At 69.6% G+C, this 12749-nt stretch carries 10 protein-coding genes and 3 pseudogenes; 5 read left to right on the forward strand and 8 right to left on the reverse strand.

Going from position 1 to position 12749, the window contains the following annotated elements; translation table 11 throughout:
• Positions 1 to 366: 366 nt before the first annotated feature.
• The 3 genes and pseudogenes from K4G64_RS41375 to K4G64_RS11460 form a co-directional block, all read right to left on the reverse strand.
• Positions 367 to 552 (reverse strand): annotated as a pseudogene (locus tag K4G64_RS41375) (hypothetical protein); the annotation flags it as partial.
• A 222-nt stretch (positions 553 to 774) separates the two neighbouring features.
• Entirely contained in the window at positions 775 to 3102 is a 2328-nt protein-coding gene (locus K4G64_RS11455) for a tetratricopeptide repeat protein (RefSeq protein ID WP_221755919.1), read from the reverse strand.
• A gap of 5 nt (positions 3103 to 3107) precedes the next feature.
• Positions 3108 to 3560 carry a hypothetical protein gene (locus tag K4G64_RS11460; RefSeq protein WP_221755920.1) on the reverse strand — a complete coding sequence of 151 codons (453 nt, stop codon included), beginning with the start codon at positions 3558 to 3560 and terminating at the stop codon, positions 3108 to 3110.
• A gap of 230 nt (positions 3561 to 3790) precedes the next feature.
• Here K4G64_RS11460 and K4G64_RS40070 point away from each other — a divergent pair, with 230 nt between their 5' ends.
• The 3 genes and pseudogenes from K4G64_RS40070 (at position 3791) to K4G64_RS11470 (ending at position 5560) form a co-directional block, all read left to right on the forward strand.
• Positions 3791 to 3919, forward strand: a complete 129-nt coding sequence (locus K4G64_RS40070) for a hypothetical protein (protein ID WP_260460337.1) — start codon at positions 3791 to 3793, stop codon at positions 3917 to 3919.
• Positions 3916 to 4811 (forward strand): annotated as a pseudogene (locus K4G64_RS11465) (amino acid ABC transporter permease). Before K4G64_RS40070 ends, K4G64_RS11465 begins: the two are co-directional and overlap by 4 nt.
• Positions 4808 to 5560: an amino acid ABC transporter ATP-binding protein gene (locus K4G64_RS11470; RefSeq protein WP_221755921.1), complete on the forward strand. Its 753-nt coding sequence runs from the start codon at positions 4808 to 4810 to the stop codon at positions 5558 to 5560. Before K4G64_RS11465 ends, K4G64_RS11470 begins: the two are co-directional and overlap by 4 nt.
• 85 nt (positions 5561 to 5645) lie before the next feature.
• On the opposite strand, the gene aroQ is transcribed toward K4G64_RS11470, so the two are convergent.
• On the reverse strand, positions 5646 to 6119 hold the full coding sequence (aroQ, locus tag K4G64_RS11475) for a type II 3-dehydroquinate dehydratase (RefSeq protein WP_221755922.1): 474 nt from the start codon (positions 6117 to 6119) through the stop codon (positions 5646 to 5648).
• Between the two features lie 112 nt (positions 6120 to 6231).
• Here aroQ and K4G64_RS11480 point away from each other — a divergent pair, with 112 nt between their 5' ends.
• Together K4G64_RS11480 and K4G64_RS11485 are read left to right on the forward strand one after the other, a co-directional pair.
• The gene (locus K4G64_RS11480) at positions 6232 to 7278 is read left to right on the forward strand and encodes a S66 peptidase family protein (protein WP_221755927.1); all 1047 of its coding nucleotides are present in this window, start codon (positions 6232 to 6234) and stop codon (positions 7276 to 7278) included.
• Positions 7279 to 7372: 94 nt separating this feature from the next.
• Positions 7373 to 8647 carry an MFS transporter gene (locus K4G64_RS11485; RefSeq protein WP_221755923.1) on the forward strand — a complete coding sequence of 425 codons (1275 nt, stop codon included), beginning with the start codon at positions 7373 to 7375 and terminating at the stop codon, positions 8645 to 8647.
• Positions 8648 to 8749: 102 nt separating this feature from the next.
• Here the strand turns inward: K4G64_RS11485 and K4G64_RS11490 are convergent, their stop codons facing one another.
• From K4G64_RS11490 to K4G64_RS11505, 4 genes and pseudogenes are all read right to left on the reverse strand, one after another.
• Positions 8750 to 9850 carry a calcium:proton antiporter gene (locus K4G64_RS11490; protein WP_221755924.1) on the reverse strand — a complete coding sequence of 367 codons (1101 nt, stop codon included), beginning with the start codon at positions 9848 to 9850 and terminating at the stop codon, positions 8750 to 8752.
• Between the two features lie 72 nt (positions 9851 to 9922).
• Positions 9923 to 10225, reverse strand: a complete 303-nt coding sequence (locus K4G64_RS11495) for a hypothetical protein (protein ID WP_221755925.1) — start codon at positions 10223 to 10225, stop codon at positions 9923 to 9925.
• A gap of 130 nt (positions 10226 to 10355) precedes the next feature.
• Entirely contained in the window at positions 10356 to 11357 is a 1002-nt protein-coding gene (locus tag K4G64_RS11500) for a TerC/Alx family metal homeostasis membrane protein (protein WP_221755926.1), read from the reverse strand.
• Between the two features lie 222 nt (positions 11358 to 11579).
• A pseudogene (locus K4G64_RS11505) lies at positions 11580 to 12749 on the reverse strand (export associated protein); the annotation flags it as partial.

Consider the following 12749-nt stretch of genomic DNA (forward strand, 5'->3'; position numbering starts at 1 on the left):
GCGGAGCGGGTACATCATGGGCGAACAACGAGTGCGGCAGGCCACAGGAACCGCCAGAGCAGACTCTTCCTGCACCTCGTGCACGTGGACACACACGGCCACATCGCCGGCGAACCGGCGGCGACACCGGCCGCCCGCCGCGTCTGACCGAAGCTGGAGGCCGGAGCGTTTCCCCGCTGCTCCAAGGGGGGGCGACCGTCGAACAGGCGTAGCACGCCCCTGACCCACACGTTCGTCACCCTCCCGAGTGGCCCAGCACCGATACCCTCTCCCGGTGCGCCAGCTCGTCCGTAACCGGCTCCCGCGCCGCAGCCGACGGCGAGACCGCAGTCGCCTTCCGGCGGCGAGCAAGCAGGAGCTGCGCAACACGACGGCCTCGGCGGGCGCATCCTCCTCGGCCAGCGCCTCCAGATACTGCTCCAGTCCGATCACCCGGCGTCTGAGCACCTCCTCCGCCTCCGTCAGAGCCGCACGCACTCGCTCCAGCTCGGCTTCGAGATCCTCCACCCGCACCGCCGCGGCTTTCTGCCGCGCTTCCAGCACCGCCCGCATCGACGGCATCCGCCACCCCCACGACATCTCGGTCAGCAACGGACCGAGACTTCCGTGCCAACCCCCATTTCACGCCTGACCAGCGGAAACCGCACATGAGGTTCGGAAAGAGAACGACCTCTAAGAGGTCCGATCCGCGATGACATCCACGAGGCGTTCCTCAAGCTTGGCTGCTCGCTGATCTGCTGACGACGCCTGCGAACCGCATTCCGTTAGGCGCTCTTAGCCACTGCCGGGGCGAGAGCTGCCCCGGCCTGAGATCGCCCACCACGCTTTCCATATCCAGTCACCCTTTCGCCCACGCTTCCGCGGCTGGCTCCGGGCGTTATCGAGGTTTATCAGCGCCGCGCTTTCGTGGTGACGGTCGCCGAGTTCGCGGAAGAGGGTGGCGGCTTGTGTGAGAACCTCGATCGCCTCCTCAAACCGGCACACCTGTCGTAGGGCGGGCCCGAGGTTTGTCAGCGCTCGGCCTTCGCCGTGGCGATCGCCGAGTTCGGAGAAGAGGCTGGCAGCTCGGGTGAGGACCTCGATCGCTTCCTCGAACCGGCACACTTCCTGCAAGGCGACGCCGAGGACATTCAGCGTGTCGGCTTCGCGGTGGTGGTCGCCGAACTCCCGGCAAATGGCCAGGTCCTGGGTGAGGATTTCGATCGCTTCATCGAACCGGTCCATCTGCAGCAGAAAGCGGCCGAGCCCGTTCAGTGCATCCTCTTCGCTCTGGCGGTCTCCGAGTTCGCGGAAGATTGCCAGGGCGCTGGTGAAAAGGGGGATCGCCTCCTCAACCCGGTCCACACTGGACATGATGAGGGCGAGGCCGGTCAGGGCCACGCCCTGACCGTGGAGGTCACCAAGCTCTCGGCAGATGGCCAGGTCCTGGGTGAGGGCGTCGATCGCCTCCTCAAACCGATCCACATTGGTCAGCGCCCCTCCGAGGTTGGTCAGCGCTCGGCCTTCGTGGTGGCGGTCGCCGAGTTCGGAGAAGAGGGTGGCGGCTTGTGTGAGAACCTCGATCGCCTCTTCAGCCCGGCCCGCTTCCCGCAGGGCGATGCCAAGGTTGTTCAGCATGGCACCTTCGCCGCTCCGACTACCGAGCTCTCGGCATACCGCCAAAGCGCTGGTGGTGACGGTGATCCAGTCGTTGAAGGACCGTCGGTAGTCGAGGAACTGTGCGAGGGAAGAGGCGAGTGCGATTCCCGTTCCGGGGTGGCCAACGGCGGGCGCTGTGATAGCGGTGGCGATGAGGCTGCGCCGTTCGTCCTCAAGCCAGGCCAGGGCGGCGGCGCGGTCGGGAAATCGGGGTGAGCGGCTACTGCGAAGGGTTGTCAGGTGAGTGTCGGCAGCCTGGGTGGTGATCTCGTAGTGGTGGAACAGGTGCGTCCGGGCAGCATCGCGTTTATCGGCGTCGGCATGTGTACGTCCGTGCTCGTCGGCATAGAGACGGACCAGGTCGTGCAGGCGCCAGCGGCCCCAGGAGTGTCCGGGCTCGACAAGGTGGGCGCGGGCAAGGTTTTGCAGAAGCTCCTCCGCATCCTGCCAATCCGCTGTGGCGAGGCAGGCGGTGGCTTCGGTGGAGATCTCGGGGCCAGGGTTGAGCGGCAGCAGTCGAAACAGGCGGGCGTGCTGGCTATCGAGGCGCTGATAGGAAAGGTCGAAGGCGGCGCGCACGGCGCGGTCTTCGCGGCGCAACCGGTTCAGCCGGGTGTGCTCTGCTTTTAGGGCGTTGGCCAGGGAGGCCACGGGGCGTCCGGGGGTGTCAGCGAGCAGGGCGGCAGCGATGCGCAACGCCAGAGGCAGTCCCGCACATAGCCGGGCGATGTCCGCGGCATCCGCGGGAGCGTCCTGGATGCGAGTGTCGGCGGGCCCGCGGGTCTGGTGCAGGGCTTGGCCGAGCAGCTGGATTGAGGCCCGCTCGTCGAGGATGTCTAGGTCGTGTAGGCGAGCGTCGATGTCGAGGATGTGGCGGGATGTGAGCAGGGCTGCGGTCGTGCCGTCGGTGGGCAGCAGCAAGCGAGCCTGCTCGGCGCTGGAGGCATTGTCGATGACGACCAGGATGCGCTGGTTGTTCTGGGCGAAGGTAGCAAGCACACTGCGGTAGAGCCGGGCGCGGCCCTGCAGATCGATGGGGATGTGCTCGCCAGGCATCCCGAGAGCGCGCAGCAGGCCGTCCAAGGCTCCCTCGGCGGAGAGACAGCGCTCAGGGTCATAGCCGAACAAATCAACGAACAGCACGCCACCGGGAAACCAGCCCGGTTCCCGTAGCGCCCTAGTCGCGGTCTGCACGACAAGCTCGGTCTTCCCGACCCCGGCCAGCCCGGCCACCGCCGCCACCAGAACCGCACGCTGCCGCCCCCCGCCCGGCGCGAGCCCTTGAAGAAGTTCGCTCACCTCGGTATCGCGGCCAGTGAAGGTGGGCGAAGCGGCGGGCAGGCCAGACAGTGCGGGAGTGACCTTCGACGGCAGCTGGACGGTGATGTCACGGCCCTGGATCACCGCGTGGAAGAAGACTCCGCCGCTGATTGTGTTGGATACGTTCCCCTCATCTCCGACCATGCGACTCAGCCGTGCATCGACCGTGTCTCGCCGTCGGGTGCGGTCGGAGGAGGCGAAGAGGTGGTGAAGGACAAGCCAGAGTAGTCCCGGCCCTGCAGCACAGGTCCGTGCTGGGTGCCGCCGGTGACATTGTTGTGGACGCCACCGTCACCAGTACGCACCCGCTTTGCTTGCTCATGCCATTGCTGCAGGCTGGGCAAGAACTCTGGATCCATTGCGGCGCGCACTGCCAAAGCGGTGCTCAGCGCCTGCGCACGCGCGATATCTCCGGGCGCCTCCCGAAGCCGGACCAGTTCCGTCTCCCCAGAGCTGACGGCTGGAGACTGTACGGAAGGATTTGCGCCACGGGTGAACGGGCGGCGTACCAGCGTCGTCAGCCCGGCCCATGCCTGCCGTCCGAGCTCACCGCCAGCGCCCCCAGCCAGCGCCGCGAGCAACGCCACCGAAATCGGATCCATGCTGTACCACCCTCAGTATCGCCTGCTTCACCTGAGTGGACACGCTACGAGAGCGCGCGGTTGCAGAGGGCGTCGACCCGGAGATTCCGTCCGGGTCTGGCAGCTTTAGGCTTGCGCGCTGCCGCAGTAGGTCAACGCAACGGATTACTGACTGACGACGGCCTGGTCCTCGAAGATCAAGTGAGACGACGTCTAACCCGCCCGGGAGGGGCCACTTCCGGGGCACGTGAATGGCCGGGCACCGCACAGGTACCCGGCCATCGTTCCCGTATCAGCCCTCGCTGCCCGAGGACGGCACGCTCGCGAAGATCGAGCAGCGGTGGCTGTCGGACGCCGTCGACGCGCCGGTGCTCAAGTGACCGTCCACAAGGAGGAGCTGGGCTCCGGCGCACACGAAGGGGCGGACGACTACGTGCCGTCGCCGCGACGGCTGGACCGGGAGCGCTACAAGCGGGCCCGCGCCCGGCGCGCGACGGCGATCGGCGCGCTCTCGACCCTCGTCACCGCGGTCGTCCTCTACCTGGTCGTCGTCAACGCCCCGGGCTGGCCGCGCACCAAGGAGACCTTCTTCGACCGGGGGTACGCGCGCGAGGCGTTCCCGAAGGTCCTCGAAGGCCTGTGGCTGAACGTCCGGCTGCTGTTGATCTGCGGGGCCGCGGTGCTCGTGCTCGGCATGCTGATCGCCGTCGCCCGCACGCTGCGCGGACCGGTGTTCTTCCCGCTGCGCTTCCTGGCCGCCGCGTACACCGACTTCTTCCGGGGCTGCCGCTCATCATCAACCTGATGATCGTGGTCCTCGGCGTCCCGGCGCTGCGGCTCCAAGGGGTGAGCGTCGACCCGGTGCTGCTCGGCGGCACCGCCCTCACCCTCACGTACTCGGCGTACGTCGCCGAGGTGTTCCGCGCCGGCATCGAGTCCGTGCACCCCTCGCAGCGCGCCGCGGCCCGCTCGCTGGGACTGAACAACCGTCAGGCGCTGCGGTACGTGGTGCTGCCCCAGGCGGTGCGCCGCCAGGTGCCGCCGCTCCTGAACGACCTGGTGTCGCTGCAGAAGGACACCGGGCTGGTCTCGATCGGCGGTGCGGTGGACGCCGTACGGGCCGCCGACATCATCGTGGGCCGCAGCCTCAACTACACCCCCTACATCGTCGCCGGGCTGGTCTTCGTCGCGCTGACCATCCCCATGACCCGCTTCACGGACTGGGTGACGGCCCGGATGGACCGCCGGCAGGCCCATGGAGGAGCCGTATGAGCCAGACGCCCGTGCTGCGCATGGAGTCCGTCCGCAAGACCTTCGGCGGCTCGGTCGTCCTGCGGGACGTCGACCTGGAAGTCGCCCCGCACACGGTCACCGCGTTGATCGGCGCCTCCGGCTCCGGCAAGTCCACACTGCTGCGCTGTGCCAACCTGCTGGAGGAGATCGACGACGGGGCGATCTGGCTGGACGACGAGGAGATCACCGACCCGCGCGCCGACCAGGACGCCGTGCGCCGCCGGATCGGCGTGGTCTTCCAGGCGTACAACCTGTTCCCGCACATGACCGTGTCGGAGAACATCACGCTCGCCCCGCGGCGCGTGCACGGTGTCGCCCGTGCCGAGGCCGAGGCGCGCGCGTGTGAGCTGCTGGAGCGGCTGGGGCTCGGCGGGAAGGCGGACGCGTACCCGGACCGGCTGAGCGGCGGACAGCAGCAGCGCGTCGCGATCGTCCGCGCCCTGGCCGTACGGCCCCGGCTGCTGCTGCTCGACGAGATCACCGCCGCTCTCGATCCCGAGCTCGTGGGCGAGGTGCTCACCGTCGTCCGCGGCCTGAAGGACGAGGGCATGACCATGGTGCTGGCCACCCACGAGATGGGCTTCGCCCGCGAGGTCGCCGACCAGGTGTGCTTCCTGGAGGGCGGCGTGGTGCTGGAGCGCGGCACCGCCGAGCAGGTCTTCGGGGATCCGCAACAGGAGCGCACGCGGCGCTTCCTGCGGCGGATCGTGGAGGCGGGGCGGCTGTAGGAGGCCGGGTGTTGCCGGGCGGCGTGGGGTCGGGCTGTGCGAAGCCGGGCTGTGCAGGGCGACGCCGGGGCTCACCGGCAACGGCTCACGCGTCGGCCTGGCCCGACCCCGCCAGCGCCGCGACACGCTCCACGCCGAACACATACCCCTGCACCCCGCAGCCCGCGATGACCCCGTCGGCGCGCAGCGAGACGTAGGAGTGGTGCCGGAACGACTCGCGCTGGTGGATGTTGGAGATGTGCACCTCCAGCACCGGCATGCCGTCACACGTGTTGAGGGCGTCCAGGATGGCGACGGAGGTGTGCGAGTACGCACCGGGGTTGATCACGATGCCGCAGTGGTTCAGCCGCGCCTCGTGGATCCAGTCGACCAGCTCGCCCTCGTGGTTGGACTGGCGGAAGTCGACCGTGCCCCCGTGCGCGGCCGCCGCCTTGGCGCACAGGGCCTCGACGTCGGCGAGGGTGTCGGAGCCGTAGATCTCCGGCTGGCGCTGGCCGAGCAGGTTCAGGTTGGGGCCGTTGAGGATCATGATCGGGGCGTGGGCCAGGGTGCGGGGCACGGTTCCTCCGGTCCGTTCGGGGGCGGGCGGCCCGGGGCGGACCGCTGCTCACTGCCGGTTTATCACGGTGCGCCGGCGGCTCGTCGGGCCGTAGCCTCCCGGCATGACGAGCCTGACCAGCCCGACCTATCCGCCGAAGCCGTCCCCCGGTGACCGCGTCGCCGTGATCTCGCCCTCCTCCGGTCTGCCGGGGCTCTTCCCGCTCCCCTACGAGCTGGGCCTGGAGCGGCTGCGCAAGGAGTACGGGCTGGAGCCGGTCGAGTATCCGGCGACCCGCACGATGGGCTCCACGCCCCGGGAGCGGGCCGCCGACATCCACGCCGCCTTCGCCGACCCGAGGATCAAGGCCGTCATCGCGTCGATCGGCGGGGACGACCAGATCACCGTGCTGCCGTACCTGGACCGGGAGTTGATCCGGGCCAACCCGAAGCCCTTCTTCGGGATGAGCGACAACACGAACCTGCTCGCCTTCCTGCGCACGTGCGGCATCGTCGGCTTCCACGGCGGGAGCGTGATGAGCGAACTGGGCCGCCCCGGCGCCATGCACCCGCAGACGGCCGAGTCCCTGCGCGCGGCCCTGTTCACCCCGGGTCCGTACGAGTTGAGGCCCGCCGAGCGGTGGCGTGACATCGACCGGGACTGGGCGGACCCGGCGACCTTCGACGCGGTGCCGGAGACCCGGCCCGGGTCCGGCTGGACCTGGGTGAACCCCGACCGGGTGGTCGAGGGCCGCAGTTGGGGCGGCTGCCTGGAGATCGTCGCCTGGCTGCTGATGGCCGACCGGGAGATCGCGCGCGACCTGTCCGAGTACGACGGCGGCGTCCTGCTCCTGGAGACCTCCGAGGACATGCCGAGCGCCACGGAGGTCTTCCACATCCTGCGGAACATGGGCGAGCGGGGGCTGCTGGGGCGCTTCCCCGCCCTGCTGATGGGGCGGCCGAAGACATGGTCCTTCGAACGGCCCAACACTCCCGAGCAGGCTGCCCGTTACGCCGCCGACCAGCGCGAGGCCGTACTGCGCGCCATGCGGACCTATGCGCCCGACAGCACGATCGTCTTCGACGTGGACTTCGGGCACACCGATCCGCAACTGGTGATCCCGTACGGCGGCACCGTACGCGTGGACGGGCCCGCCCGGCGCATCACGGTCACGTACTGAGGGCCCCCAACCCCTCCGCGCGCCCCCGTAACCGCCGATCACGGTGGGTAGTTGACGCGGCATGCACGACGTACGCACCGTAAGGGCACCCTCCATGCCGCGCCTCGCGGCCGCCTCACTGGCCGGCACGGCCATCGAGTTCTACGACTTCTTCGTCTACGGCACCGCGGCGGCCCTGATCCTGGGGCCGTTGTTCTTCCCGACCTTCTCCCCGGTGGCCGGGACACTGGCCGCGTTCGCCACCTTCGGTGTGGGCTTCGTGGCCCGGCCGCTCGGATCGGTGCTGTTCGGGCACATCGGGGACCGGCGCGGGCGGCGGCCGGTCCTCGTCGCCTCCCTGCTGCTGACCGGGGCGGCCACGGTCGCGGTCGGCTGTGTGCCGACGTACGAGTCGATCGGCGTGGCCGCTCCCCTGCTGCTCCTTCTGCTGCGCTTCCTCCAGGGGCTGGGACTCGGCGGGGAGTGGGGCGGGGCGGTGCTGCTGGCCGTGGAGCACGCGCCGGCCGAACGGCGCGTGCTGTGGTCGAGCTTCCCGCAGGTCGGGCCCGCACTGGGGTTCCTGCTCGCCAACGGTGTGGTGCTGGGGCTGTCCTCGACGCTCACGGAGGCGCAGTTCGCCGCGTGGGGGTGGCGGGTGCCGTTCTGGGCCGCGGGGGTGCTGGCCGTCGCGGGGCTGTGGCTGCGGTCGTCGCTCACCGAGAGCCCCAGCTTCCTCCAGATCGACGACCACGCGCGCGTGCCGCTCGCCGAGGTCGTCCGCGACCACTGGCGGCTCCTCCTGCTGACCGGCGGCGGCCTCGCGATCGGCTACGCGATCTTCTACGCCGTGACGACCTGGTCCCTCGCCTACGGGACGGAGCGGCTCGGGGTGAGCCGCTCCGTCATGCTGACCTGCATCATGGGCGCGGTGCTCGTGAAGGGGGCGCTCACCCCGCTGGTGGCGCTGCTCGGGGACCGATTCGGCCGGCGACCCTTGTGCCTGATCGGGTGCGCGGCCGCGGCCCTGTGGATGTTCCCGATGATCGCGCTCCTCTCCACGGGGGCGCCGCTGCCGATGTTCCTCGGCTTCCTCGGGGCGATGCTCGCGTTCATCACGATGTTCGCCGTGATCGCCGCGTACCTGCCGGAGCTGTACGAGCCGCGGGTGCGCTGCACCGGCGCCGCCGTCGGCTACAACCTCGGCGGGGTCGTCGGAGGCGCGCTCACCCCGATCGTGGCGACTGCCCTGGCCGAGCAGGGCGGCCGGGTGCCGTGGGGTGTGGCCGCGTATCTCACGGCGATCGCGCTGTTCAGCCTGGGGTGCTTCGCGTTGCTGCCGGAGACGCGTCCGGTGCGGGTGGGGGCGGCGGCGGAGGCCGCTGCGGGATGAGCCGGGGTGGATGAGCCGGGGTGGCGGTAGCACGGCGCCGTGTCGTGCAGTGCAGTGCCGCTTCCGGCGCGCGCAAACGCTTACGTGAGCGTTCGCGCGCGCCTACGGGTTGATCGCCAGCTCCAGATACGCCGCGAACAGCACCAGGTGGACCCCGCCCTGGAGCGGCGTGGCCCGGCCCGGCACCACGGTCAGCGAGGCGACCACCACCGTCAGGGCGAGCAGCACCATGTGGGTGGCGCCGAGCCCGAGGACGAGGGGGCCGGAGAGCCACAGGGAGGCGAGTGCGACGGCCGGGATGGTGAGGCCGATGCTGGCCATGGCCGAACCGAGGGCCAGGTTCAGACTGGTCTGCACACGGTCGCGGCGGGCGGAGCGCAGCGCGGCGATGGTCTCCGGGAGCAATACCAGCAGCGCGATGATCACGCCGACGACTGCCTGGTGGAGCCCGGCGGCCTCCACCCCGGACTCGATGGTGGGTGAGACCCCCTTGGCCAGGCCGACCACCCCGACCAGGGCCAGGCCCAGCAGGGCCAGGCTGATCCGGGCGGTGGCGGCGGTCGGAGCCTCGGCATGCTCCTCAGCGGTGATCACCTCTCCATGCCGGGTGATCGGCAGGAAGTAGTCCCGGTGCCGCACGGTCTGCGTGGCGACGAACAGGCCGTAAAGGATCAGCGAGGACAGTGCCGCGAAGGTCAGCTGGACGGTGGAGAACTCCGACCCCGGCTTGCTGGTGGTGAACGTCGGCAGGACCAGGCTGAGCGTGGCCAGGGTCGCGACGGTGGCGAGTGCGGCGCCGGTGCCCTCCGGATTGAAGACGGCCGTGCCGTGCCGCAGTGAGGCGACGAGGAGGCACAGGCCGACGATGCCGTTGCAGGTGATCATCACCGCCGCGAAGACCGTGTCCCGGGCCAGGGTCGCGCTCTTGTCCCCGCCGTCGGCCATCAGGGTGACGATCAGGGCGACCTCGATGATCGTGACGGCGACGGCGAGCACGAGGGAGCCGAACGGTTCTCCGACCCGATGAGCCACCACTTCGGCGTGGTGCACGGCGGCCAGGACGGCTCCCGCGAGGACCAGGGTCACCAGGGCGACGACGGCGACCGGAAGATCCCGTCCCCAGGTCAGGACCAGCAGCAGGGCCGCGAGCAGGGGCACCAGGGTCGTCCACTGTGCCGCGAGCCGCCTGATCCTAGCGATCATGCAGAGATGGTCGCAGACCCGCAGGGGCCCCGCATTCCGTCCGTGCCGGGCCCCGGGGGCACCCTTGTCGGGCTACTTGAGGTCACGCATGTCCAGGACGTCGCAGTTGGTGTACACCCGCTCGCCGATGCTGAGCGCGTTGAGCCGCTCGGCCAGCTTGGTCGTCTCGGGGTCGTCGTTGTTGCGCATGGCCTCGTCGAACGATTCGAACTCGACCAGCGCCAGATAGCGGTGGGGCTTGTCCCGGTCCTTCAGCAGCGTGCTGTGGGTGGGGCCACCCGCGCGGCCGGTGTTGCGCTGCCCCGCCTCATCGAGCACCTGCTGCATCTCTTCCAGACGCTCGGTCTCGAACTCGATGATCTGCACGAACTTCATGGCACCTCCAGCCGGCCGCGGCGTCCCCGGGCCGGGAAACGCGCTCAGGAAACAAGCAAGCACCGGGACCGGTGGTCGGCAATTCGCCGAGCACCGATCCCGGTGATGGTTGTTCCTACGCTCGACGCCGTCAGACGTCGATGCTGTCCTTCGGAGCGCCACCGCTCTCGCTCTGCGCCGCCTCGGCCGCCGCCTGCTTCTTGGAAGCGCGCAGGCTGGTGATCGTGGTGACGATCAGCACGGAGCAGATCACGCCGAGCGAGACCGGAATGCTGATCTCGGGGACGTGCACCCCGGACTCGTGCAGCGCGTGCAGCACCAGCTTGACGCCGATGAAGCCCAGGATGATCGACAGGCCGTAGGAGAGGTGGACCAACTTCTTCAGCAGGCCGCCGATGAGGAAGTACAGCTGACGCAGGCCCATCAGGGCGAACGCGTTGGCCGTGAAGACGATGTACGGGTCCTGCGTCAGGCCGAAGATCGCCGGGATGGAGTCGAGGGCGAACAGCACGTCGGTGGTGCCGATCGCGAGCATCACGACCAGCATCGGGGTCATGACCCGCTTGCCGTTCTCCTCGATCCACAGCTTGGTGCCGTGGTACCGGTCCGCCACGCCGAAGCGGCGCTCGGCGGCCTTGAGGAGCTTGTTCTCCTCGAACTCCTCGTCCTCCTCGTCGGCCCGGGCCTCCTGGATGAGCTTCCAGGCGGTGTAGATGAGGAAGGCGCCGAAGATGTAGAAGACCCAGGCGAAGCTGGCGAGGATCGCCGCGCCGGCGGCGATGAAGATCGCTCGCAGGACCAGGGCGATGAGCACGCCGATCAGCAGCACACGCTGCTGGTACTGCGACGGCACCGCGAACTTCGCCATGATCAGGACGAAGACGAAGAGGTTGTCGACGCTGAGCGACTTCTCGGTGATGAAGCCCGCGAAGAACTCACCGGCCGGCTGGCCACCGCCGAACAGGAGCAGACCGAGCCCGAACAGCGCGGCCAGCACGATCCAGACGACCGTCCAGATCCCGGCTTCCTTGATCGACACGTCGTGCGGCTTACGGCCGATGAAGAAGTCGACCGCGATGAGGGCGGCAAGGCCCACGATCGTCAGGACCCATAGGGTCACGGAAACATCCACTGCGCCTCCGGCAGTCGTAACGGCAAATGTCAGCGTCGTCGCTGCCGGAGGTCTCTTCCACCCAATGATGGGCCGACGCCCCGGGATCTGGCCTGATCCGTATTGACGGGCACGTCGCAGCAGACAGGGAGTACTCCCCTCCGTGCCGTCAACAGTACCGAATCACCAAGAACAGGTAAAGCGCTTGGCAAAAGAAGGGCCAAAATCCCTGGTCAGCGGGCTTTACATGAACTTGGTGCGGGCTGCCGCGACCTGGGCGAGCACCTGCTGGAGGACCTGGCTGCCGGGCGGCACGAGCGACGGCTCGTACGTCCAGGCATGACCGACCCACGGGTCGGCGAGGTGATCGTCGGCCACCGGTGTCAGTCGCAGCAGCGAACGCCACAGCGGATCGAGCAGGGGCCCGTAGCCGGAGGACTCCTCCCGGTCGGCCACCATCATCAGGTGGACGCCGAAGGCGGGACCTTCGTCGGCCAGGTAGCGCAGCTGGTTCACGGCCCGGTCGTCGAAACCGTGCGGGAAGTCGTTGACGATCAGGAGCTGCTGCGAGGTGTCGAACCCGGGCGGGAGCGAGTCGGCGGCGCCGCCGCGGACCGCCATCTGCACCAGGTCGACTCGCTGGGTGAGCCGGCCGAGCACGTCCGCCACCCCGGCGGCGCCGAGGGCGGGCGGGGCCGCGAGCACCCCGCTCTGCACCAGGGGCGCCAGCGGCCGGGCCGCGGAGCCGGCCGGGTCGATGACGTGGACGGTGAACTCGCCCGCCGGGTAGACGGCCAGCAGCCGGGCCGCGTGCGCGACCGCCGTCTCCATGGCGAGACGACGCATGGTGTGCGGGTCGGTGAACGAACCGTCGGACGCCCCGGCCGCCCCGCTGTCGATCCACAGGCCCCGCTCCAGCGGCAGCCGGACCAGCATCGGGATGCGGATCCGGTCGGCCTCCGGGAGATGGAGATCGCCCAGGCGCAGGGCCATGGGGATCTCCATCGGCACCCGGTAGGCGTGCCACGCCGGGTTGTCCCAGCGGGCGAACGCCGGAGGCAGGGCCGGTTCCACGACGTCGGCCTCGGCCGCGAGCTGGGTGAGGTCCCGGTCGAGGGCCTCGCGGGCCTGGGTGACGAGCTGGGTGTGCCGGGCCCGGGCCGCCTCGCGGGCGGCGTCTCCCTGTCCGCCGATCCGGCTGCGCGGGTCGGAGAGGACCTGCTCCAGCTCCTTGTCCATGCGCGACTCGGCGAAGTCGACGGCGCTGCGGTAGGCGGCGGTGGTGCGGGCCAGGTCCTCGAACATGCCCCACACCTGGTTGTAGAGCCGCTCCTCCATGGACCAGCCGGTCGCGTCGCCCGCGACGGGCTGGGCGGGCTGCCCGGGTGCGGCCGGGGGCGCGGTGGGCGGAGG

Origin of the sequence: Streptomyces sp. WAC04114 (assembly GCF_019733245.1) — a bacterium.
Lineage (GTDB): Bacteria > Actinomycetota > Actinomycetes > Streptomycetales > Streptomycetaceae > Streptomyces > Streptomyces massasporeus_A.